This is a genomic window from Cellvibrio zantedeschiae, assembly GCF_014652535.1.
Classification (GTDB): Bacteria; Pseudomonadota; Gammaproteobacteria; order Pseudomonadales; family Cellvibrionaceae; genus Cellvibrio; species Cellvibrio zantedeschiae.
Genome location: NZ_BMYZ01000001.1, coordinates 1,973,172 through 1,995,675, shown reverse-complemented (window position 1 = coordinate 1,995,675; position 22,504 = coordinate 1,973,172). Strand labels below are relative to the sequence as shown.

Annotated in this window: 22 protein-coding genes; 16 read left to right on the top strand and 6 right to left on the bottom strand. The window is 45.2% G+C overall.

Translation table 11 applies throughout. The features are described 5' to 3' along the window. Positions 1–9 precede the first annotated feature (9 nt). Genes IE104_RS08855 through IE104_RS08840 form a run of 4 tightly spaced genes read right to left on the bottom strand, consistent with a single transcriptional unit; the run spans position 10 to position 2,543 of the window. Positions 10–768: a pyridoxine 5'-phosphate synthase gene (locus IE104_RS08855; protein ID WP_189417597.1), complete on the bottom strand. Its 759-nt coding sequence runs from the start codon at positions 766–768 to the stop codon at positions 10–12. Between the two features lie 7 nt (positions 769–775). After that, entirely contained in the window at positions 776–1,435 is a 660-nt protein-coding gene (locus IE104_RS08850) for a TIGR04211 family SH3 domain-containing protein (protein ID WP_189417595.1), read from the bottom strand. Positions 1,436–1,451: 16 nt separating this feature from the next. Further along, positions 1,452–1,751: a YciI family protein gene (locus tag IE104_RS08845; protein WP_189417594.1), complete on the bottom strand. Its 300-nt coding sequence runs from the start codon at positions 1,749–1,751 to the stop codon at positions 1,452–1,454. Positions 1,752–1,769: 18 nt separating this feature from the next. Next, positions 1,770–2,543, bottom strand: a complete 774-nt coding sequence (locus IE104_RS08840; protein ID WP_373298474.1) for a VC0807 family protein — start codon at positions 2,541–2,543, stop codon at positions 1,770–1,772. A gap of 72 nt (positions 2,544–2,615) precedes the next feature. Here IE104_RS08840 and IE104_RS08835 point away from each other — a divergent pair, with 72 nt between their 5' ends. Together IE104_RS08835 and IE104_RS08830 are read left to right on the top strand one after the other, a co-directional pair. Beyond that, positions 2,616–3,452: a PHP domain-containing protein gene (locus tag IE104_RS08835; RefSeq protein WP_189417592.1), complete on the top strand. Its 837-nt coding sequence runs from the start codon at positions 2,616–2,618 to the stop codon at positions 3,450–3,452. 40 nt (positions 3,453–3,492) lie between these two features. Beyond that, a complete protein-coding gene (locus tag IE104_RS08830) occupies positions 3,493–4,113 on the top strand; it encodes an L-threonylcarbamoyladenylate synthase (protein WP_189417590.1) in 621 nt (206 codons plus the stop codon). A 79-nt stretch (positions 4,114–4,192) separates the two neighbouring features. Here IE104_RS08830 and IE104_RS08825 read toward each other — a convergent pair whose 3' ends face one another. Then, positions 4,193–4,531 carry a zinc ribbon domain-containing protein YjdM gene (locus IE104_RS08825; protein WP_189417589.1) on the bottom strand — a complete coding sequence of 113 codons (339 nt, stop codon included), beginning with the start codon at positions 4,529–4,531 and terminating at the stop codon, positions 4,193–4,195. A gap of 258 nt (positions 4,532–4,789) precedes the next feature. Between IE104_RS08825 and IE104_RS08820 the strand changes: the two genes are divergently transcribed. The 3 genes from IE104_RS08820 (at position 4,790) to rluB (ending at position 7,800) form a co-directional block, all read left to right on the top strand. Continuing rightward, positions 4,790–5,659 (top strand): segregation and condensation protein A, encoded by an 870-nt coding sequence (locus IE104_RS08820; protein ID WP_373298485.1) that lies wholly within the window; start codon positions 4,790–4,792, stop codon positions 5,657–5,659. Next, positions 5,656–6,582 (top strand): SMC-Scp complex subunit ScpB, encoded by a 927-nt coding sequence (scpB, locus tag IE104_RS08815; RefSeq protein ID WP_189417586.1) that lies wholly within the window; start codon positions 5,656–5,658, stop codon positions 6,580–6,582. The genes IE104_RS08820 and scpB overlap by 4 nt, the downstream gene beginning before the upstream one ends. 303 nt (positions 6,583–6,885) lie before the next feature. Next, a complete protein-coding gene (gene rluB / locus IE104_RS08810) occupies positions 6,886–7,800 on the top strand; it encodes a 23S rRNA pseudouridine(2605) synthase RluB (protein WP_189418393.1) in 915 nt (304 codons plus the stop codon). A gap of 63 nt (positions 7,801–7,863) precedes the next feature. Here the strand turns inward: rluB and IE104_RS08805 are convergent, their stop codons facing one another. Then, complete coding sequence (locus IE104_RS08805; protein ID WP_229837747.1) at positions 7,864–8,775, bottom strand: GGDEF domain-containing protein; 912 nt, start codon at positions 8,773–8,775, stop codon at positions 7,864–7,866. 562 nt (positions 8,776–9,337) lie between these two features. On the opposite strand from IE104_RS08805, the gene gyrA reads away from it, so the two are divergent. From gyrA to IE104_RS08750, 11 genes are all read left to right on the top strand, one after another. After that, positions 9,338–12,016, top strand: coding sequence for a DNA gyrase subunit A (gyrA, locus tag IE104_RS08800; RefSeq protein WP_189417585.1), 2,679 nt, complete (start codon positions 9,338–9,340; stop codon positions 12,014–12,016). A gap of 4 nt (positions 12,017–12,020) precedes the next feature. Continuing rightward, positions 12,021–13,145, top strand: a complete 1,125-nt coding sequence (gene pheA, locus IE104_RS08795) for a prephenate dehydratase (RefSeq protein WP_189417584.1) — start codon at positions 12,021–12,023, stop codon at positions 13,143–13,145. Positions 13,146–13,149: 4 nt separating this feature from the next. Continuing rightward, positions 13,150–14,091 (top strand): prephenate dehydrogenase/arogenate dehydrogenase family protein, encoded by a 942-nt coding sequence (locus tag IE104_RS08790; protein WP_189417583.1) that lies wholly within the window; start codon positions 13,150–13,152, stop codon positions 14,089–14,091. A gap of 30 nt (positions 14,092–14,121) precedes the next feature. Next, complete coding sequence (gene cysD / locus IE104_RS08785; protein ID WP_189417582.1) at positions 14,122–15,030, top strand: sulfate adenylyltransferase subunit CysD; 909 nt, start codon at positions 14,122–14,124, stop codon at positions 15,028–15,030. Then, positions 15,030–16,454: a sulfate adenylyltransferase subunit CysN gene (gene cysN, locus IE104_RS08780; RefSeq protein ID WP_189417581.1), complete on the top strand. Its 1,425-nt coding sequence runs from the start codon at positions 15,030–15,032 to the stop codon at positions 16,452–16,454. The genes cysD and cysN overlap by 1 nt, the downstream gene beginning before the upstream one ends. A 209-nt stretch (positions 16,455–16,663) precedes the next feature. After that, on the top strand, positions 16,664–16,993 hold the full coding sequence (locus IE104_RS19105; protein ID WP_189417580.1) for a ComEA family DNA-binding protein: 330 nt from the start codon (positions 16,664–16,666) through the stop codon (positions 16,991–16,993). Positions 16,994–17,208: 215 nt separating this feature from the next. Beyond that, positions 17,209–17,922 (top strand): orotidine-5'-phosphate decarboxylase, encoded by a 714-nt coding sequence (gene pyrF, locus IE104_RS08770; RefSeq protein ID WP_189418391.1) that lies wholly within the window; start codon positions 17,209–17,211, stop codon positions 17,920–17,922. A gap of 10 nt (positions 17,923–17,932) precedes the next feature. Continuing rightward, positions 17,933–18,601 (top strand): (d)CMP kinase, encoded by a 669-nt coding sequence (cmk, locus tag IE104_RS08765; protein WP_229837746.1) that lies wholly within the window; start codon positions 17,933–17,935, stop codon positions 18,599–18,601. Positions 18,602–18,699: 98 nt separating this feature from the next. Continuing rightward, positions 18,700–20,049, top strand: a complete 1,350-nt coding sequence (locus IE104_RS08760; RefSeq protein WP_189417577.1) for a phosphohexomutase domain-containing protein — start codon at positions 18,700–18,702, stop codon at positions 20,047–20,049. Between the two features lie 74 nt (positions 20,050–20,123). Beyond that, positions 20,124–21,017, top strand: a complete 894-nt coding sequence (gene galU / locus IE104_RS08755; protein ID WP_189417575.1) for a UTP--glucose-1-phosphate uridylyltransferase GalU — start codon at positions 20,124–20,126, stop codon at positions 21,015–21,017. A gap of 66 nt (positions 21,018–21,083) precedes the next feature. Beyond that, entirely contained in the window at positions 21,084–22,499 is a 1,416-nt protein-coding gene (locus tag IE104_RS08750) for a mannose-1-phosphate guanylyltransferase/mannose-6-phosphate isomerase (RefSeq protein WP_189417573.1), read from the top strand. Positions 22,500–22,504: the final 5 nt, after the last annotated feature.

Here is a 22,504-nt window from a genome sequence, read left to right as displayed (position 1 = left end):
TGTATTAAATTAGGCGGTACAAATTTCTTTGTACGCACGTACGGCTTTGTCCAAGCCCATTGCAATGGCATCTACGGTAAGTGCATGACCTATGGATACTTCCAGTAATTGCGGAACCGTACGGAAACGGGCGAGATTATCCAGATTCAAATCATGACCGGCATTTAAGCCTATACCAATTTTTGCCGCGTGTTGTGCAGCAGCGTAATAGCGCTGGAAGAGAGTTTCAAAATTGGCATCCTGGTGCTTAAACGCTTCTGCGTAGGGGCCGGTATAAAGTTCAATGCGGTCTGCGCCCAAGGCTTTGGCTAATTCAATTTGTTCCAAGTCCGGGTCCATAAACAAGCTAACACGTACACCGGCAGTTTTTAATTGATCCAGAATAGGCTTTAAAGTTTCGCCAGATTTTTTTAAATCAAAACCATGGTCAGAAGTCAGTTGATCATTGCTATCGGGCACGAGTGTGCATTGTTCAGGCTTTGTGCCTAAAACCAATTTTATAAAGCCGGGAAAATCGCCGATCTTTTCCGCGAAGGGGTTACCTTCAATATTAAATTCTGCGCTGTGATTATCTTTCAATAATTCGGCGAGGTCGTAAACATCATGTGGGCGAATATGACGTTGGTCCGGGCGCGGATGAACAGTGAGTCCATCTGCGCCAGCGGCTAAACAAATTTTTCCGTGGGCAACTACGTCAGGATAGTTGCCTTCACGGGAATTACGGATAAGAGCAATCTTGTTAAGGTTTACGCTTAATGCTGTGTTCATGCAGGTGTTAATTCCACTCGGAACGGCGCTTACGCTTGCCGAACAATTGCAAGATGAAAGAAAGTATTACGCCAGCTAAAATCAGGCCGCCACCGTAAATGCGTTGCTGATAAGTATCGCTTTTCTGCAATCTGTCGTTTTCTGCGCGCAATAAATCGCGTTCAACCTGCAATGATTGGTTGATACGATTCATGCTTTGGTTTTCTTGTTCCAGATTAATATCTGACGTGGGAGACTTGCGGATTTCTTCCATTTCTTTTGAAAGGCTTTGATAGGTTGCTTTAACGCTATCCAATTCATTTTTTAACGCAATATTTTGTTTTTGCAATTCAACCATATCGGTTGGGCCAGACGTTAATGCCGCCAGCTTCATTGCCGCTGTTGGTTCTGCAATCAAGTTTTGGCTGCGCACCCAACCTTCAATACCTTCACTGGTAATTACTTGCGCCCATTTGTTTTTGTTCGCATCTTCTTCTTCGCGAATCAGTTTCAAGCGCGTGCCGGTTGCTAAACCATTTTTTATGATGGTGGCCTGGTTATCTTTATCTGAGCGCAATGGAATATAAATCACATCGGTTACGTATCTGTCTTCAGCAAAGCTGGCAGATGAAAAACCTGCGCATAATGCAGTAACGCTAATCAAGCTTGCGAGAGCTAATTTTTTCATGCGGAATCCTTGTAAATTAAGGCAACACTTTTTTGAAAGGTTTGACAGTGACTTTGGCATAAACGCCAGCAGCCACGTAGGGATCAACAGCGGCCCATGCCTCTGCGTCTGCCAATGAATTAAATTCTGCAACAACCAAGCTACCGCTAAAGCCGGCGTCGCCCGGGTTATCATTATCAATTTTGGGGTGAGGCCCCGCTAATATTAAGCGCCCCTCATCTTTAAGTAATTGCAAACGCGCTAAATGATCGGGGCGCGCGAGTTTGCGCTTTTCCAAACTATCAACAACATCTTCACTAATAATGGCGTACAGCATAAATCGATCTCTAATTATTTATTTACTTGTTTCGTGCAAAACTTCTTCAAAAGTCAGTCCGGTTAACAAGCGAATACTGCGAAAAATATACATAAGCGTTGCAATCATAATAATCATGGACGGCAGCGCTATAACAGGGAAGCTTAAGGCATTCATTTTGCCAACTTCGATATTGAAAGCTTCTGTGCCTGCAGGGCTCTTAACAATCATTTCCGCAAGAATGTAATTCAATGTTGATGACAGAAAAAATGAGCCTGCTAACAAATAAGAACCAAGGCGCAAGGTTTTTTCAAAAGCGTCTTCCTTGCGGTGCTCTTTTAAGGCTGCTGCAATTTTTTCTACATTGAGAATGGTGTCATTGTAGATAAACGTTTTAACCAGCGGATAACGCGTTCTGGTGGATATCAATACCATCAAGCCAATTAAGCCCGGGATGGCGGCTTCTTTAATTGCGTAATATTCTGTCGGTAATTTAAGTATACCAATCCCGCCAGTGAGCAAAACGCTCACAATTCCCAAAGCTGAGAAAAAGTTTATTTTTTTGTTGGCAATAAAATCTTTTAAACCGTAGCCAATTGGGAAGGCGAGTGCAGTGACCAATCCCCATACCGGGCCTAAATAGTTGGGGCCACTCAATTTGGTTAATATCAACGTGGGGATGATGATATTCATCAGGATATTAATCAGCATATTTTCTTTTTTTGGAGCTGCTTTTGGCGTCAGAGGCGATTTGCTTTCCTGAGCGGTTGCTGGTTCTTTATTAGAATTATCAGCAGAAAAATTATCGGTCATCGTCAGTCTCGGTCATAATGGGCAAATTAGCCCGGTTCAGTAGTAATTCTTTAGGCCATTTGAGATGACCCTGTGAAATTTGATCTGCATTGTCATAGCCATTTTTCGGATGGCATTTTAAGCCCTGAAATGCTGGTTGCGCGAGCGAAAGAACGCGAAGTCGACGTATTGGCTTTAACCGACCACGATACCATAGCAGGGCTTTATTTGGCACAAAAAGCCGCTGATGAATGTGGTATTACCTTTATAAATGGCATCGAATTTTCCAGCCAATGGGGTAAGGGTGGCGTGCATATTGTCGGCTTGGGTATTAAGACCGATTCCGCGGAATTAAATTCAGCAATTGAAGCTCAAAATAATGCGCGCTCTGGTCGTGCAGAACAAATTGCAGCGCGTCTTGCCAAAGCTGGTATTGCGGGAAGCCTCGAAGGTGCCCAGGCTTTAGCGGGAAATGCGTATGTCGGCCGCCCACATTTTGCACAATATTTAGTCAATGTAGGCGCAGTTGCCAATATTAATGCGGCCTTTAAAAAATATTTGGGCACCGGCAAATCGGCAGATGTGAAATACCAGTGGCCTGCAATGGCGACCATCATTGGCTGGATTCACGCTGCAGGGGGTGTTGCAGTTCTGGCGCACCCCTGTAAATACGATTTAACCCGAACCAAAATGTGTGCGCTGATTAAAGATTTCGCCGCAGCCGGTGGCGATGCTTTGGAGGTTGTCAGTGGTATGCAAGCGCACCCGGTGACGGAAGATTTAGCAAAAATAGCAGCGGCAAATAATCTTGCTGCCTCTTGCGGTAGTGATTTTCACTTACCCGGCCAAGCCTGGCAGGAGTTGGGATCTTTTCCCAGTCTGCCGGAAACTTGTCGCCCGGTATGGGAATTACTCGGTTTTGCTGCATAACGCAGTGCTTGAATGACTTATTAACGTGGACGAATACCTAATGGCTCAGTTTTTCCAGATTCACCCTGAAAACCCGCAGCATCGTTTAATTGTGCAGGCGGCAGATATTATTCGTAAGGGCGGTATAGTGGTTTATCCCACGGATTCCGCTTACGCCCTAGGGTGTCACATTGGCGATAAGGACGCACTTGATCGCATTCGCACCATGCGTAAGCTCGATAAAGACCACAACTTTACGCTCATGTGCCGCGATCTATCCGAATTGGCAACCTATGCCCGCGTCGATAACGCGGTTTACCGCCTTATTAAAAATCATACTCCCGGTGCATACACGTTTATTCTGGAAGCGACGGCGGAAGTGCCGCGCCGCTTGATGCATCCCAAGCGTAAAACCGTTGGCCTGCGGGTTCCAGATAATTTAATTGCCTTGGCTCTGCTGGAAGAGTTGGGTGAGCCCATTATGACTAGTAGCTTGTTAATGCCGGGCGAGGAATACCCCATGACTGATCCTTACGATATGCGGGATGTGTTAGAGCATCAGGTCGATTTGATAATTGACGGCGGCTTCTGCGGAATGGATCCAACCACAGTGATTGATTTAACGGGAGATAACCCTGAGTTAATCCGGCAGGGCAAGGGGGATTTCGCACCCTTTGCGTGATGTTGAACCTAAACAAAAAACCAGCTTAAAGCTGGTTTTTGTTTTTGGCGCAATCGCTATGAATCGCTATGAGAAGTAGCTATACCTTTTTCACAAACTCCGACTTGAGCTTCATCGCGCCAAAACCGTCGATTTTACAATCAATGTCGTGGTCGCCATCGACCAAGCGGATATTTTTAACCTTGGTGCCGACTTTCACGGAGGAAGAGGTCCCTTTCACTTTCAAATCTTTAATAACAGTAACTGTATCGCCGTCTTGCAGGATGTTGCCGTTAGCATCCTTAAAGATTTTAGTGGTTTCACTTGAGTTTGTTTCACCGACAGACCATTCGTGGGCGCATTCGGGGCAAATTAAAAGGCCGCCATCTTCATATGTATATTCAGACTGGCATTTGGGGCAGGGTGGCAAAGCGCTCATGAAGGTTCCTATAAGGTAATTGAAAGCTGGATTTTGATATCCAGATAAAAAGTAGGGATATTCTACGCTAAAGCCTTATGGTTTTGCTGCCTCTTTCTCTCAATCGAGCTCAACGCGATTGTTAATGGCTCTACCCAGCGCTTATGGCTATAATGCCCGACTCATTTGCGGGCACAGCCCGTTAGAATTTAAGAATCGGGTTGTGTAGTGAATTCATCGAACGAAGAAAACAACGAGTTTGCCTTGGTCGCAGAGCCCATAGAGCCTGTTGCCGACGATGCAGCGCCCAGCGAGCCAGCATCTGAAGCAGATGCAGCTCCCCAGGCTGAAGCCCATTCACGGCCTACTCAGGGCGAAATGCCTTTCGCCATAGTTCACGGCAAGGCATACACTCAATTACCGCAAGATTTGTATATTCCGCCGGATGCGTTGGAAGTCTTTTTGGAGGCTTTTGAAGGCCCATTGGACTTGTTGCTTTACCTGATTCGCCGCCAAAATATTGATATTTTGGATATCAACGTTTCAGAAATTACCTCGCAATACATGGCCTATGTGGAGCTGATGGATGCGAGCCAGTTTGAACTGGCCGCTGAATATTTGGTGATGGCGGCTATGCTGGCGGAAATTAAATCGCGCATGCTCTTGCCGCGTTCCAGCGAAGAGGCAGAGGAAGAAGATGATCCGCGTGCTTCCTTGATTCGTCGCTTGCAAGAGTACGAACGCTTCAAGCAAGCAGCAGAAGATTTAAATGGCATTCCGCGTGTCGGGCGCGAGATTTTCCAGGCATCAGCGCAAGCACCAGATCGCAGCTTGACGCGGCTAGATCCCGATGTGGAATTGCAGGAATTATTATTGGCATTGTCAGAAGTTTTACGTCGTGCCGATATGTTTGAAAGTCACCACGTATCAAAAGAAAAACTTTCCACCCGTGAGCGTATGGCTCAAGTGTTGGACAAGTTGGCGCACCAACATTTTGTTCCTTTTGTAAGCTTGTTTAAAGTTGAAGAAGGACGTTTAGGTGTGGTAGTTACTTTCCTGGCAGTAATGGAATTAATTAAAGAATCGCTAGTGGAAATTGTGCAAAGCGAATCCTTTGGCCCTATTCACGTAAAAGCAAGAATGCAATGACAGACGAAAATAATATCTTAGAAGAAAATTTAGAGTCCGAAGAAGTCGGTTCTGAAGAAGCTGTAAGTTCTGATGACCGCGAAGAGGCGGCTGAAGAATCGGCAACTGTTGCTGTAACACAACAGCCGGTTGATGCTGCCATGTTGCGCAAAATTGTTGAGGGCGCAATTTTAGCAGCGGCTCAACCCATGACGATTGCGCGTATTCTCGAATTATTTGATGAAGAAGTCGCGCCAGCAAAAGATGAAGTGCTGGCAGCCTTGCAAGATATCCAGGCAGACAATGCGGATCGTGGTTTTGAATTAAAAGAAGTTGCTTCAGGCTGGCGTTTTCAAGTGCGTGAAGAAACCGCACCTTGGGTGAATCGCTTGTGGGATGAAAAACCACAAAAATATTCGCGTGCACTCTTGGAAACTTTGGCGTTGATTGCCTATCGCCAACCCATCACGCGCGGTGACATCGAAGAAATTCGCGGTGTGGCGGTTAGCTCGCACATTATGAAGACTTTGATGGAACGTGATTGGGTCAAAGTTGTTGGTCACCGCGATGTTCCCGGTCGTCCATCGCTCTACGCAACTACGCGCCAATTTTTGGATTACTTCAATTTAAAAAATCTGGAAGATTTGCCATCGCTGAGTGAAATTCGCGATTTGGATGAGTTGAACAATGTTCTGAATTTGGGTGACGAAGAAGGCATTGGTGAAAAAGATGATGAAGTCATCACTGATGCGCCCGCTGAAATTATTTCAGACGAAGCCGCAGGCGAGCCAGAAGAATTTGTGGATGGTGAAGAAGCTTTTGTCGATGCTGACGAAGAAGCTGAGCCATTAGTGAATGAAAAATCAGATGCAGCCAGTTTAAATGATGTAAATACTGCAGATGATCAAGATGAAAATACAGATGAGGAAATTAACAACGCTTAAGCGATATGCTTAATGTTGTAACACTTTATGGTGAAGAAAACTGACAACACCACTTTTGATGGCTCATCAAAAGGTAAGGATTCGAACAAGGGCAAAGCCCCGTCGAATCGTGATACGTCCGCCAAGGCTGTGAAGCCAGCGATTGCCGAATATTTCGCGGCAGCTACTGAAAAAGCCTCACGTAAAAAAGCAGCCGATAGTTTGTCGGCTGAATTTAAAGCCAAGCATTCGTCCAAAAGAAAACCGGAATTGAAAGAGCGCGACCCGCGTGCAGAAAAATTTGGTGATAAGAAAGCTGCCAAATTGAACCACGCTGTTTCTGCAGATAACCAAGATGCGGTCGATGTTGGCGATGAAAAATTGCAAAAAGTGCTCGCTCGCGCAGGCATAGGTTCGCGCCGTGAAATGGAGCGCGCGATTGAAGCTGGCCAAATTAAAGTTAATGATCGCGTTGCCAAACTTGGTGACCGCGTAACGCCAGACGATAAGATTTTTGTGGATGGCAAACGTGTTGTGCTGCGTACTGAAGCAACTCGTCGCCGCGTGATTTTGTATAACAAGCCAGAAGGAGAAATCTGTTCACGTTCTGATCCAGAAGGCCGCCGCACGGTATACGATGGTTTGCCGCATTTAAAAGGCGAGCGTTGGATTTCTATCGGTCGTTTGGATTTTAATACCAGCGGTTTGCTGTTGTTCACTAACGATGGTGAGTTGGCAAATAAGCTCATGCATCCATCTTCAGTGATTGATCGTGAATACCTCGTGCGTATTCAGGGCAATGTCGATGATGAGATGAAAAGCGCTTTGCTAGAAGGTGTGTTGTTGGATGACGGCGTCGCACGTTTTACCGATATCGTTGATGGTGCCGGCGAATCTCGTAACCGCTGGTTCTATTGTGTGGTGATGGAAGGTCGCAACCGTGAAGTGCGCCGCTTGTGGGAATCACAAGGCGTAAAAGTGAGCCGTTTGAAGCGTGTGCGTTATGCGAATATTTTTATTCCATCACATGTGCGTGTTGGTCAGTGGACAGAGTTAAGCGAACGTGAAATTGCGGATCTGTGTTTAACGGCTGGTTTTGATAATAACGCACACACCAAGGTGATGCCTCCATCGCGAGATGAAAAAAGCCAGCGTGCACGTCATGAAAACAAATTACGTGCTGCTTCAGCTCCTCCGCGTCGTACAAAACCGGCACCGCGCAAACCTAAACCAGAATAATAATTCCGCCATAAAAAAAGCCGCATATAAAATGCGGCTTTTTTTATGGGTGATGTCGAATGCTTAAGCAGTCACCACATCACTCAAATCCCGTACACAATTTCGGCCCGCTTGCTTGGCGCGGTAAAGTGCTTCGTCTGCGCGCTCAAACAAATCGCTAATATGTTCTTTCTGGCCGGAAGCGCGAGTGCTAATTCCAACACTTACCGTGGGTTCTATGCTTTGACCATTTTTTTCAATGCTAATGGTGCTTATTTCACGGCGTAAGCGCTCACCAATAGTCCGTGCGCCCATCTCGTTGGTTTTTCGTAACAAGACCACGAATTCCTCGCCGCCATAACGGAAGCTTATATCGGTTTCGCGACAAACGGATTCAATAGTGCGGGCAATCTCTTGCAGGACCTGATCGCCAAGGGTATGCCCATATTGATCGTTGATTTTTTTGAAGTGATCAACATCAATCATGAGTAGCGATAATTCGTGATGATGGCGTTCCGCCAGCTGTAGCTCGCGACGCAATGCATTATCCAAAGCCGCGCGATTACCCAAGCGAGTCAATGGATCAAGAAGCGCTAATTGCATTGCCGCCTGGTGGCGCAGGGCGTTGCGCATAGGGTAAACCAGTGCGCCCAGCAGGATTTCCAGCGTGGTAAGTTCGCTTTCAATAAATCGCTTGCTGCGGTTGAAAATGATTTCACCCAGGTAGCCTTCATCGGTCGTCAAGCGGTAGTCGCAGTGATGCAACGCATCGCGGCCCAGCTTGGTAATGTCTTTGTTGTTGGGAAAGCGAAACTGAATGCCGCCCATGGGGATAATAGCTTGCAGATGCTTAAAGAAGATCGCCAGCACATCGTTCGGATCAAGTGACATTTGGAGTGCTTGAATGAGCTTGGCTCTGGCTTCAATTTCTTGTTCAGGCGTGAGCGGTGCACTGTAGCCTAAAGGCCTTGCCTGTGTGCCTGTTAACATAGTCATGTCCCGCATATTCTTTTACCTTTTTTTGATGATTAAGCGCAGCCGCTTGCTTTCCACTACTGACAATCCCAACGAATAACGTGTGCGTCCAAATGCTCTTTAGCGAAATGTGTGCCATATCTCAAAATTAATAGAATATCTATTAAAATCATGTATTTATAAAACTTTTATGGCGCTTTAATTTAGGAAATTAGCCAGAAAAACGGCAAGCTTAAGCAGCCAAACCGGCAAGCATTTGCCGTCAGCCAAAAAATTGGCAGGGTTGGATGACTTGAATCCGCTAGCTAAAGGAGGAAAACAGTTCGACCAACAGATTAAAAAATAAACGCTTCTGTTACTGATTTTAAGGGCGGTTTCAGGCGGTTTAGATGCGTGCTTGAGGGGTGGAGCGGCTTTTACTAAAAAGTGCCTATCTGCGCGCTATTGTGGTAGTATTGCGGCCTTTATTTTGGCGTGGAATCAGGGCCTTAAAACGCTCGGCTTTTAGCCATTTTCATTACTAGCAGTCACCATAACAAAGACTTAATAACCAAAGCCTTATTAAAAGGAAAGCTGTATTCCCATGGTCGAATTCGCAAAAGAAATTTCACCGGTAAGTATTGAAGACGAAATGAAGCAGTCCTACCTCGACTACGCCATGAGCGTAATCGTAGGGCGTGCGTTACCCGATGTGCGCGATGGCTTGAAGCCCGTACATCGCCGCGTTTTGTTCGCTATGAGCGAGCTGAACAATGATTGGAATAAACCCTACAAAAAATCTGCCCGTGTGGTGGGTGACGTAATCGGTAAATATCACCCACACGGTGATACTGCGGTTTACGACACCATCGTACGTATGGCGCAACCGTTTTCTTTGCGTTACATGCTGGTGGATGGCCAGGGTAACTTCGGTTCGGTCGATGGTGACCGCGCAGCAGCAATGCGTTATACCGAAATCCGTATGGCGAAAATCGCCCATGATTTGTTGGCAGATTTAGATAAAGAAACTGTAGATTTCGTGCCTAACTATGACGGCACTGAGCAAATTCCGGCAGTAATGCCAACCCGCATTCCTAACCTGTTGGTGAATGGTTCCTCGGGTATCGCCGTAGGTATGGCGACCAATATTCCGCCGCACAACCTCGGCGAAGTGGTTCGCGGTTGTTTGGCGCTAATCGACAATGCAGATATCACTGTCGATGAGTTGATGGAGTTCATCCCTGGTCCCGATTTCCCAACGGGTGCAATTATTAATGGCCGCGCGGGAATCGTTCAGGCGTATCGCACAGGTCGTGGCAGTATTATTGTGCGCGCCAAAACTGAAATTGAGCGCGATGAAAAAACCGGTCGTGAGACGATTATCGTTCACGAAATTCCTTACCAATTAAACAAAGCGCGCTTGATTGAGCGTATCGCTGAATTGGTAAAAGAAAAGAAAGTTGAAGGCATTAGCGAACTGCGCGATGAGTCTGACAAAGACGGTATGCGCATCGTTATTGAAGTGAAAAAGAGTGAGTCAGCAGAAGTATTGTTGAACAACCTCTTCGCGCAAACACAATTGCAAACTACTTTCGGCGTTAACGTAGTTGCCTTGGATGACGGCCAACCAAAAATTCTTAACTTAAAAGAATTGTTGGAGGCCTTCGTAAAATTCCGTCGTGAAGTTGTTACGCGCCGTACTGTTTACTTGCTGCGTAAAGCGCGCGAGCGCGGTCATATTTTGGAAGGTTTGGCAGTTGCCATTTCCAATATTGATGAAGTGATTACGCTCATCAAAAATTCCGCGTCACCTGCAGATGCAAAAGATGGCTTGATGACTCGTGGCTGGGACGCAGCCGAAATGGCTCCTTACCTTGAGCGCGCTGGTGAAGATGCCTGTCGCCCTGAAGATTTGGGTGCTGAGTTTGGTATGCGCGATGGGCGTTACTATTTATCGGCTGCGCAAGCGCAAGCCATTCTTGAGTTGCGTTTGCATCGTTTAACCGGCATGGAGCACGACAAACTGCTCGCCGAGTACGATGAAAAGTTAGTTCAAATTGCAGAGTTCCTTGAAATCCTTGGCAATGCTGTTCGTTTAATGCAAGTGATCCGCGAAGAAATGGAACAAGTAATTGCTGATTACGGTGATAAACGCCGTACAGAAATTGTTGCGTCGACGTTAGATTTAACAACGGAAGATTTAATTAACGTTGAAGACCGCGTAGTAACCATTTCTCATGGTGGCTATGCGAAGAGCCAGCCGCTTGATGATTACCAGGCGCAGCGTCGCGGCGGTATGGGTAAATCTGCTACCGCGGTTAAAGACGAAGACTATGTACAGCATCTGTTGATCGCCAGCACACACGATACGATTTTGTTGTTCACCAACGCCGGTAAAGTTTATTGGTTGAAGGTGTATATGATTCCGGTTGCGGGTCGTCAATCGCGTGGTCGCCCAGTTGTGAATTTGTTGCCGCTGGAAGAGGGCGAACAAATTACGTCGATCTTGCCAGTGAAGTCTTACGATGAAGATAAATTTATTTTCATGGCGACTGCAAACGGTACCGTGAAGAAAACTGCTCTGACGCAATTTGCTCGTCAGCGCAGTGTAGGTTTGCGTGCAATTGAATTGGATGAAGGCGATACCTTGGTAGGTACAGCAATCACCAATGGCTCATGCGACGTTGTGTTGTTCTCAAGTTCTGGTAAAGCAGCGCGCTTCCGTGAATCGCAAGTGCGTGCAATGGGCAGAACCTCGCGAGGTGTACGCGGTATTCGTTTGGCAGAAGGTCAGCGCGTAGTCGGCATGGTTATTCCAATGGAAAACGGCCAGGTTCTGACTGTGAGTGAAAACGGCTACGGCAAACGTACTGACGTGGGTGATTTCCCAGCGAAAGGCCGTGGCTCGCAAGGTGTGATCGGTATGCAAACCACTGAGCGTAATGGTCAATTGGTGGGTGCAGTACAAGTGTTCGATGGTGAAGAAATTATGTTGATTTCTGATCAAGGCACTATGGTTCGCACTCGTGTAGATGAGGTGTCTGTATTAAGCCGTAACACCCAGGGCGTTCGTTTGATCAAGCTGAAAGAAGGCGAGCGTATGCAAGGCCTTGAGCGTATTGAAGAAAGCGCAGATGCAAACGCCAAACGTGAATTAGCGCATGCCGAAGCACCGGAGGGCGAAGAAGCGCTTGAAGATGGTGTGGTAGATGATGCGGTCGATGATATTGTTGATGACGCCGGCGACGATAGTGTCGACGATGCTGATGAAAGCAACGAGTAATTAAATGTCTTTAGAGTCTGACAACAAAACGCAAACGGAAGCAGAAAAACTGCTCGCATTGCGCAACAAGATTGATGCGATTGATGAAGAAATTGGTCGTTTGATTTCTGCGCGTGCAACCTGCGCGCAGGAAGTAGCTGAAGTTAAAAAAGCAAATTTGCCAGATGATGCGAAAATTTTGTTTTATCGCCCTGAACGCGAAGCACAAGTCTTGCGTAAAGCGATGGAACAAAACAAAGGCCCGCTCAGTAATGAAGAAATGGCGCGTTTGTTTCGTGAAATTATGTCGGCTTGTTTAGCCTTGGAAAACCCGGTAAAAGTTGCTTTTTTTGGTTTGGAAGGTTCATTTACCCATCAGGCAGCTTTAAAACATTTTGGCGGCTCGGCGTCCACAATTTCATTCTCTGCAATAGATGAAGTCTTTCGTGAAGTTGAAGCGGGCGCAGTTAATTACGGGGTTGTTCCAGTAGAAAATTCAACTGAAGGTGTGGTGAGTTTTACGCTTGATAACTTCATGGATTCGAATTTGAAAATTTGCGGTGAAGTTGAATTGCGGGTTCATCATAACTTGTTGGTGTCAGATGTAACGAGCACTAATAATATTTCACGCATATATGCGCATCCCCAAGCTTTGGCGCAATGTCGCAAATGGTTGACGTCGCATTATCCAAAAGCTGAGCGGGTTGCAGTAAGTGATAATGCAACTGCGGCAAAACGATTGAAAGGCGAATGGAATGCTGCAGCAATTGCAGGCAGCATGGCAGCCGAATTATATGGTTTGAAAATCCTGGCTGAAAAAATTGAAGACCAGCCAGATAATTCAACCCGCTTTTTAATTATTGGTTCCCAGGAAGTTCCACCAAGCGGTGTTGATAAAACGTCTATCGTTGTTGCTATGCGCAATGAGCCGGGTGCACTGCATAATTTGCTGGAACCTTTCCATCGCCACAACATTGATTTAACGCGCGTTGAAACACGTCCATCGCGCACTGGTGTTTGGAATTATGTATTTTTTATTGATTTCGCCGGTCATGCAAACGATCCATTGATCAGCGAAGTTCTGCAAGAAGTTGCCACACGCTGCGCAGATTTAAAGCTGCTCGGCTCTTATCCCAAGGCTGTACTTTAACTCAATGTCATCACCAGTGATTAATAAGTTTGTCGTTATCGGCATCGGCTTAATTGGCGGTAGCCTTGCGACAGGTTTAAAAAAACGCGGCGCTTGCCGCGAAGTTATTGGTATTGCGCGCAGTGAACAAACTTGCGTTGATGCGGTTAATCTTGGTGTTGTTGATCGCGCTTATACATCCTTGCAATCCGTTGCTAGTGAGCTTACTGCAGGAGATGTGATTTTTATTTCAGTGCCGACTTTATCGGTTAAAGCTGTTTTGGCTGATATTAAAACCCATGTGTCTGCAGATGTGACAATCACTGACGGCGCAAGTGTGAAAGGCAATGTGCAAACGGCTGCGCAAGAAGTTTATGGTGAAGTTCCCGCTCAGTTTATATTGGGGCATCCAATCGCGGGTTCCGAAAAAAGTGGTGTGACCGCTGCGAATCCAGACTTGTATGAAAACCATCGTTGCATACTAACGCCGCTTGCGACTACCAGTGCAGTACATCTCAATTTGGTTACACGCATATGGCAAGCCGTAGGTGCAGAAGTGCTCACTATGACCGTAGAAGATCATGATGAGGTTTTAGGTGCAACCAGCCATTTACCCCATGTAATTGCTTATTCGCTGGTTGATACCCTTGCACATGATATTGATAACCCCAATATCTTCCGTTACGCCGCCGGTGGCTTTCGCGATTTTACACGCATTGCCTCCAGTGACCCGATTATGTGGCACGACATAATGCGTGCAAACAAAACCGGCGTATTGCATGCGCTGGATTTATTTATTGCTAATCTGACGCGTTTGCGGACCAGTATTGAAATTGAAGATTCGCAATATATGTTAGATGTTTTTACCCGCGCAAAAAATGTGCGCGATGAATTCACTGCAAATTTAGCTAAGCCCCACGTGGTTAGTACCCACGTGATTAGTAAAAGCGAAGCTAAAAAAGATTAACGTTTTCTTTTCACATCGGTAACTTTTGTAATGTCCGACTATAAACTCACGCACCTGAAACAACTCGAAGCAGAAAGTATTCACATTATTCGTGAAGTAGCTGCCGAGTTTGATAATCCCGTTATGCTTTACTCTGTGGGTAAAGATTCTGCGGTGATGATGCATCTCACCATGAAAGCTTTCCACCCTGGCAAGCCACCATTTCCCTTGTTGCACGTTGATACCACCTGGAAATTCAAACAAATGATTGAATTCCGCGATCAGCGTATTAAGGATTTGGGCTGGGACTTGATTGTGCATATCAATCAAGAAGGCGTTGATATGGGTATCAGTCCTTTTGTTCATGGCAGCGCAAAACACACAGACATCATGAAAACCCAAGCGCTCAAGCAAGCGCTGAATAAATATGGTTTTGATGCCGCTTTTGGTGGTGCGCGTCGCGATGAGGAAAAGTCACGCGCGAAAGAGCGTGTGTATTCTTTCCGCGATAAAAACCATCGTTGGGACCCTAAGAATCAGCGCCCTGAGTTGTGGAATATTTATAACGGCCGTGTTGATAAAGGCGAGAGCATTCGTGTATTCCCCTTGTCAAACTGGACTGAGCTGGATATTTGGCAATACATTCATTTGGAAAATATCCCAATTGTTCCTTTGTATTTTGCTGCGCCGCGTCCCGTGGTTGAGCGCGACGGTACTTTGATTATGGTTGACGACGACCGTATGCCAATTGGCCCCGACGATAAAGTCGAAGAAAAAATGGTTCGCTTCCGCACACTTGGTTGCTACCCATTAACGGGCGCTGTTGAATCAACGGCAACCACGCTGCCAGAAATTATTCAAGAAATGTTGCTTACCACAACCTCAGAGCGTCAAGGCCGTGTGATTGATCACGATAGTTCAGGTTCGATGGAGAAGAAAAAGCAAGAGGGTTACTTTTAATGAGTCATCAGTCAGATTTAATCGCCGAAGATATCAACGCTTATCTCGCGCAACATGAACAAAAAGAACTGCTGCGTTTTTTAACCTGCGGCAGTGTGGACGATGGCAAGAGTACCTTGATTGGCCGCTTGCTCTACGATTCAAAAATGATTTACGAAGATCAATTGGCTGCCGTGCAAGCTGACAGCACCAAACACGGTACTACGGGCGAAGCAGTTGATTTGGCGTTGCTTGTTGATGGTTTACAAGCTGAGCGCGAACAGGGCATTACTATCGATGTTGCTTATCGTTATTTCTCTACCACTAAGCGCAAATTTATTATTGCGGATACTCCCGGTCACGAGCAGTACACGCGCAATATGGCGACTGGTGCATCCACTTGCGATCTCGCGATTATTTTGATTGATGCGCGCTATGGCGTAGTTACTCAAACTCGCCGTCATAGTTACATCGCGTCTTTACTTGGCATTAAACATATTGTTGTTGCGGTAAATAAAATGGATTTGCTGGATTTCAGCGAATCTGTATTTGAAAAAATCAAAGCAGATTATCTGGAATTCTCTAAAAAATTGGGCATGGAAAATGTTTTCTTCGTTCCCATTTCTGCATTGAATGGCGACAACGTTGTAAATCGCTCAGCTTCGTCTCCTTGGTATAAGGGCGAAACCTTAATGGAAATTTTGGAAAACGTGCCCATCGCAGGCGATAAAAACTTTTCTGATTTCCGTTTGCCGGTTCAATATGTAAATCGCCCGAATTTAAATTTCCGCGGCTTCTGCGGGAACATCGCTTCTGGTGTTGTAAAAGTTGGTGATGCGATTAAAGCTTTGCCATCTGGCAAAACCAGCACAGTAAAATCTATCGTGACTTACGATGGCGATTTGCAGGAGGCTTTTGCAGGTCAAGCTGTAACGCTCACATTGGATACTGAGATCGACATTAGTCGCGGCGATGTGATTGTGCTTGAGAAAGAAGCTGTGCCTTTATCCAATCACTTGAAAGCTCACGTTGTTTGGATGACTGAAAAAGCGTTGCAACCGGGTTCAGAATATTTGTTCAAGTTTGCAAGTAAAACAGTAAGCGGCCAAGTTGAAGCAATTGATTATCGTATTGATGTAAATACCCAAGAGCACACCCAAGTTGATCAGTTGCAACTAAATGATATTGCAGTGGTTGATGTGCTCTTAACGCAATCTGTTGTTGCCGATACCTATAAAGCCAATCGTGCAACTGGTGCATTTATTGTGATTGATCGTCTCACCAACATTACTGTAGGTGCTGGTATGGTTAATCAGCGTCTTGACGAAAAGGCTGTTAATTCACAAACTAATTTCAGTGAATTTGAAATTGAGTTGAATGCGCTGGTGCGTAAGCATTTCCCACATTGGGGTGCGGTGGATTTGGCTCAGCTGTTGAAAAAGTAAAAATTGTTGGTTGTTTGAAAGGGCCTCTATCTGTGAAGATAGGGGCTTTTTTGTTGGGTGCAATTATGCCGATGGCGTGTAAGATATCTCGCACAATAATCTCCGAATTTTGCCAGTAGCAAGGGAAATTCAATTTCAGTAATCTACACCCACTCGCAGAAGGAAGTCGCGGGCTAATCAAATCTAACTTATATACATGGAGTGTTTTTATGAAAACTATTTTTTCCGCTATCGCTTGTGCTCTCCTCGCTTTGTCATCCGCCTCTTTTGCTGCTGACGCTCCTGCAAAACCTGCCACTGTTACTCCTGCGGCTACCGCTGCAAAACCTGCTGCTGTTGCCCCACAAGAAGCGGTTAATATCAATACTGCTGATGCGCAGGCTTTAACCAAATTAAAAGGCGTGGGCGCAAAAAAGGCGGAAGCCATAGTTGCATTTCGCAAGGCTAATGGCGCATTTAAAACGGTTGATCAGTTGGCTGATGTAAAAGGTATTGGTGCGAAAACTGTTGAGGCTAATCGCAAAAACATTCGCATTTAGTGCATTGGCTAATCCAGAACTCAGATTTTTAGATTAATGGATGTTTTTTAATCTTCAAAATTGGGTTTTGAACCGATTGGCTAATAAAACGAAGACTTACTTTGCTAGACTCGCATCACCACGCATTAAGGAGCTGCGAATTTGTTTGAAGTTTGTTTTAATGGGAGCCTGGATCCATGATCCGGGCTTTTTCATTTCAAGCGAGGCACCTCATGATAGATATTCAAGGCCCACGTATTATTGTGGCGATGGATTTTGATAATGCAGACGATTGTTTTTATATGGCAAAGCGTCTATCCCCGCAATATTGTCGCTTGAAGGTGGGTAAAGAGTTGTTTACTGCCTGTGGCCCGCGCGTTGTGGAATATCTGATGCGCTTAGGATTTGATGTTTTCCTCGATCTGAAATTTCACGATATACCAAATACAGTTGCTAAAGCCGTTAAGGCTGCGGCCCAGCTTGGGGTTTGGATGGTAAACGTCCATGCCTCTGGCGGGCAGCGTATGATGGTGTCTGCGCGGGAAATGCTTGATAAACACGCTCATCACCATAATGGTCATAAACCGCTTCTTATAGGTGTTACTGTGCTGACCAGCCTGGAGGCTCATGACCTGCATGCGGTTGGCATTGCAGAGGAACCGGAAGCTCACGTACTTCGCCTCACCAAATTGGCGCAACATTGTGGTTTGGATGGGGTTGTTTGTTCCGCTCGTGAAGCAGGTCTATTGCGCAGTCAGTTCGGCGAGGATTTTTGTCTGGTGACTCCCGGCATTCGTCTTGACTCAAGCCCGGCAGATGATCAAAAACGCACTTTGACACCGCATGCGGCTGTTGTTGCTGGTAGTAGTTATCTTGTTATAGGCCGTCCCATCACTCAGGCCCATGACCCCGTTGCCACTTGCAAAGCCATTATTCAATCCATTTCCTAAGGTTTTTTTCTTGAATACAGAATCCGTTGTCGTTATTACCATCGACGGGCCGAGCGGTGCGGGTAAAGGCACGCTTAGTCAATTAGTTGCAAAGCGGTTGGGCTATCATTTGTTGGATAGTGGCGCCTTATATCGCCTTGTTGCCTTGTCGGCATATAAATTGAATGTGAATTTACAAGATGAGCAAGCAGTCGCGGATGTGGCTAGCAAGCTTGATGTAAAATTTGATGTTACAGGCGACACGACAAAAATCTTTTTGGCTGGCGAAAATGTAACTGATGCAATTCGTCAGGAAGCAGTGAGTATGAATGCTTCAGTAGTAGCAGCCTATCCAAAAGTTAGGGCTGCGTTATTGCAGCGACAGAAAGATTTTGCTCAGGCACCGGGTTTGGTTGCAGATGGGCGTGACATGGGCACAACAGTATTTCCCCAGGCGCAGGTAAAAGTATTTTTGACGGCTAGCGCAGAGGCGAGGGCAGAGCGTCGATTCAAACAATTGCAACAAAAAGGTGTTGCAGTAAATATGGAAGAGCTTGTTAAGGATATTAAAGCTCGTGATGATCGCGATACTCAGCGCGCTACATCGCCATTAAAACCCGCAGACGATGCAGTGATATTGGATAGTACTTCATTGACTATTGAACAGGTATTAAATGCAATTTTGGCTTATGTACGTTAAATAACGCACGCAGTATTGTCATCCAAATAGTATATAAATAAAAAGCTGGATAACTGTGTGCTCACACTACATATGATGTTTAATTTAGGACGATTTAAATGAATTTAACGTGTTTTAAAGCCTATGATATCCGAGGAAAATTAGGTGATGAGCTTAATGGGGATATTGTTTATCGTATTGGTCGCGCCTACGCCATTTTTTTAAAACCTAAATCGGTTGTTGTTGGTGGCGATGTTCGTTTGACAAGTAACGAATTAAAAACTGCATTTGCAAATGGTTTGCGCGACGAAGGTGTCGATGTTATTGACATAGGCATGTGTGGCACAGAAGAAATTTATTTTGCTACAACCTATTTAAAAACTGACGGCGGTTGTGTGGTTACTGCCAGTCATAATCCAATTGATTACAACGGCCTGAAAATGGTTCGTGCAGGCTCACAACCTATTAGTGGCGACACGGGTTTAAATGAAATCAAACGTTTGGCAGAAGAAAATAATTTTCCTGCCGTAGATTTTTCAAAGCGCGGTTCTTATCGTGAACAAAGTACGCTTGATGCTTATATCCAACATTTATTGACCTACATAGATGTAAATCAATTAACGCCGCTTAAATTAGTTGTTAATGCAGGTAATGGTGCAGCTGGTCATGTCATTGACGCTATCGAAAAATATTTACCATTTGAATTTATTAAAATCCATCACGAGCCAGACGGCACATTTCCAAATGGAATTCCCAACCCGCTATTGCATGAAAACCAACCCGTTACCAGTGAGGCTGTATTGGCTCAGGGTGCAGATATGGGCATTGCATGGGATGGTGATTTCGACCGTTGTTTTTTGTTTGACGAGCAGGGGCAATTCACCGAAGGTTATTACATTGTTGGGCTTTTGGCTGAATCTTTTTTACTTAAGAGTCCGGGCTCAAACATTATCCACGACCCTCGCTTGACCTGGAATACCCAGGATATAGTTAAACAAAGCAAGGGTAATGCTATTCAATCCAAAACAGGCCACGCGTTTATTAAAGAGCGTATGCGTTTGGAAGATGCGATTTATGGTGGCGAAATGAGTGCGCACCATTACTTCCGTGATTTTGCTTATTGTGATAGCGGCATGATCCCATGGTTGTTGGTCGCTGAATTGTTGTGCCGTAAAAAGCAAGCCCTATCCTCAATGCTAGAAGATCGCATTGCGAAATTTCCATCACCAGGTGAAATTAATCGTCATGTTGTCGATGCAAAAGCGGCGATTGAAAATGTATTTAACATATACAGTCCCCAAGCCTTAGTTATCGACAAAACCGATGGCATTAGCCTTGAGTTCGAGCAGTGGCGTTTTAACTTGCGTATGTCAAATACTGAACCGGTTGTACGTTTAAATGTAGAAAGCCGTGGCGACAAAAAATTGGTTAAAGAAAAAACTGAAGAGATTTTAGCCTTATTGAAGTAACTCAACCTCTGCATAATTATTTCGTTGTTAGTTATGTAATTATTAAAACCTTGTTTTTATTCTAGGAAACAAAAATGCAAATTAAAAAAGCTGTTATTCCTGTTGCTGGTTTGGGTACACGTATGTTGCCTGCTACCAAAGCGATTCCTAAAGAAATGCTGCCAGTAGTTGATAAGCCGTTAATTCAATATGTAATCGAAGAAGCTGCTGCTGCGGGCATTAAGGAAATTGTTTTGGTAACACACGCCAGTAAAAATGCTATCGAAAACCATTTCGATACCAGCTTTGAGTTGGAAGCACAATTGGAATCACGCTTGAAGCGTTCTTTGTTGGAAGAAGTGCGTTCAATCACGCCAAGAGGTTTAACGGTAATTTCAGTTCGCCAAGCTGAAGCAAAAGGTTTGGGGCACGCCATTCTTGCTGCAAAACCAGTTGTGGGCGATGAACCTTTTGTTGTGCTTTTACCGGATGTATTGGTTGATAACGTCGAGTGTAATCTCAAGCAAGATAACTTGGCAGGTATGGTAAAACGCTTTCAGGAAACTGGTCACAGCCAAATTCTTGTGGAAGAAGTACCACATGATCAAGTAGACAAATACGGTGTAGTTGATTGCTCAGGTGTCGATATTCCAGAAGGTAAAACAGCACCCATCAAGGCAATGGTTGAGAAACCACCTGTTGATGAGGCTCCTTCAAACATGGCCATCGTTGGTCGTTACGCTTTGTCTAAAAAAGTGTGGGAGTTATTAGCGACTACCCAGCCAGGTGCTGGTGGCGAAATCCAATTAACGGATGCTTTGGATGCGCTTCTTGGTTTGGAAACTATAGAGGCTTATCAGTTAATTGGTCGTAGCCATGACTGCGGTACCAAGTTAGGTTACCTGCAGGCAAATGTAATTTATGGTATTCGTCACTCAAGTGTCGGTGCAGATTTTGAAGCTTTCCTGAAAGATCAATTTGCAAAATAGTTGTGCGTTGACGTCTTCTGCGCGGAAAGGAATTTTCGCGCAGCAAGTTAAATCCCGGAGAAGATTATGATTGTTCCCGTCGTTTTGGCCGGTGGTTCTGGCTCTCGCTTGTGGCCCCTGTCTCGCCAACATTATCCAAAGCAATTGTTGAAATTGTTTGGCGACAAAACCATGTTGCAGCAAACTATTTTGCGCTTAACTGGGTTGCCCGATTTAGGTTCGCCTATAGTAGTGTGCAATGTTGAGCACCGTTTTATGGTGGCAGAACAATTAAATGAAATTGGTTTATCGGACAGTGCCATTATTCTTGAGCCGCTTGCGCGTAATACAGCGCCTGCGCTTGCGCTCGCCGCGTTGCATGCTAAAGAAACGCAACCAGAATCAACCTTATTGGTGTTGTCTGCTGATCACATGATTCGCGATGTGGAAGAGTTTCGCCGGGTCGTTAAGGTTGCTGCTGATGCCGCATCAAAAAATCATTTGGTCACTTTCGGTGTGCATCCAACGCATCCTGAAACAGGGTACGGTTACATAAAAACCGACAAAAGCTCTGGAGATTCAGAAAAAGAATTCAAAGTTGAGCAGTTTGTTGAAAAACCAAATTTAGAAACAGCACAAAGTTATTTGGATGCTGGTTGTTATTATTGGAACAGCGGCATGTTTGTTTTTAAAACAGATGTGTTTCTTAATGAATTGCAAAAGCATAGTCCAGATGTTGTTGCAACAGCAGAACAAGCGAGAGGCAATGCTGTTCGCGATTTGGATTTTATTCGCGTTGATAAAGAGTCGTTTGCAAAAGCACCTAATATTTCTGTTGACTACGCGTTGATGGAAAAAAGCAGCAACGTTGTTTGCGTTCCTCTAAATGCAGGTTGGAGCGATGTAGGCGATTGGAAGTCATTTTGGGATGTGTCGCAAAAAGACTTAACGGGCAATAGTTTTATTGGCGATAGTATTGATGTTGGCTCAACTAACACTTTGGTTTTTTCGCAGCATAAATTAGTGGCGACATTAGGCGTGAATAATTTGATGATCATCAATACGCCGGACGCCGTTCTTGTTGCTGACAAGTCTAAAGCTCAAGAGGTGAAAGCGATTATTTCGCAAATTGAAAATCAGGCGCGCAAAGAGCATCTGCAACATCGCGAAATTTTTCGCCCTTGGGGTTGCTACGACGCAATTGATGATGGTGATCGCTATCAAGTAAATCGAATTCGTGTAAAACCTGGCGCAAGCTTGTCTTTGCAAGTGCATCATCATCGTGCTGAGCACTGGATTGTAGTGAAGGGTACGGCGCTGGTGCAGAAAAATGATGAAGTTATGCTTTTGTCCGAAAATGAATCCACTTACATTCCTGTGGGGACAAAACACAGGCTCAGTAATCCTGGGAAGATACCGTTAGAAATTGTCGAGGTTCAATCAGGTCCTTATCTTGAAGATGATGACGTGATTCGTTACGAGGATAGTTATGGTCGCTCCTAATAATT

What these genes read in the sequence shown, in the direction of transcription:
- IE104_RS08855 (WP_189417597.1), bottom strand. Translation starts at nt 768, where the DNA reads ATGAACACAGCATTAAGCGTAAACCTTAACAAGATTGCTCTTATCCGT.
- IE104_RS08850 (WP_189417595.1), bottom strand. Translation starts at nt 1,435, where the DNA reads ATGAAAAAATTAGCTCTCGCAAGCTTGATTAGCGTTACTGCATTATGC.
- IE104_RS08845 (WP_189417594.1), bottom strand. Translation starts at nt 1,751, where the DNA reads ATGCTGTACGCCATTATTAGTGAAGATGTTGTTGATAGTTTGGAAAAG.
- IE104_RS08840 (WP_373298474.1), bottom strand. Translation starts at nt 2,543, where the DNA reads ATGACCGATAATTTTTCTGCTGATAATTCTAATAAAGAACCAGCAACC.
- IE104_RS08830 (WP_189417590.1), top strand. Translation starts at nt 3,493, where the DNA reads ATGGCTCAGTTTTTCCAGATTCACCCTGAAAACCCGCAGCATCGTTTA.
- IE104_RS08825 (WP_189417589.1), bottom strand. Translation starts at nt 4,531, where the DNA reads ATGAGCGCTTTGCCACCCTGCCCCAAATGCCAGTCTGAATATACATAT.
- scpB (WP_189417586.1), top strand. Translation starts at nt 5,656, where the DNA reads ATGACAGACGAAAATAATATCTTAGAAGAAAATTTAGAGTCCGAAGAA.
- IE104_RS08805 (WP_229837747.1), bottom strand. Translation starts at nt 8,775, where the DNA reads ATGACTATGTTAACAGGCACACAGGCAAGGCCTTTAGGCTACAGTGCA.
- gyrA (WP_189417585.1), top strand. Translation starts at nt 9,338, where the DNA reads ATGGTCGAATTCGCAAAAGAAATTTCACCGGTAAGTATTGAAGACGAA.
- pheA (WP_189417584.1), top strand. Translation starts at nt 12,021, where the DNA reads ATGTCTTTAGAGTCTGACAACAAAACGCAAACGGAAGCAGAAAAACTG.
- IE104_RS08790 (WP_189417583.1), top strand. Translation starts at nt 13,150, where the DNA reads ATGTCATCACCAGTGATTAATAAGTTTGTCGTTATCGGCATCGGCTTA.
- cysD (WP_189417582.1), top strand. Translation starts at nt 14,122, where the DNA reads ATGTCCGACTATAAACTCACGCACCTGAAACAACTCGAAGCAGAAAGT.
- cysN (WP_189417581.1), top strand. Translation starts at nt 15,030, where the DNA reads ATGAGTCATCAGTCAGATTTAATCGCCGAAGATATCAACGCTTATCTC.
- IE104_RS19105 (WP_189417580.1), top strand. Translation starts at nt 16,664, where the DNA reads ATGAAAACTATTTTTTCCGCTATCGCTTGTGCTCTCCTCGCTTTGTCA.
- IE104_RS08760 (WP_189417577.1), top strand. Translation starts at nt 18,700, where the DNA reads ATGAATTTAACGTGTTTTAAAGCCTATGATATCCGAGGAAAATTAGGT.
- galU (WP_189417575.1), top strand. Translation starts at nt 20,124, where the DNA reads ATGCAAATTAAAAAAGCTGTTATTCCTGTTGCTGGTTTGGGTACACGT.
- IE104_RS08750 (WP_189417573.1), top strand. Translation starts at nt 21,084, where the DNA reads ATGATTGTTCCCGTCGTTTTGGCCGGTGGTTCTGGCTCTCGCTTGTGG.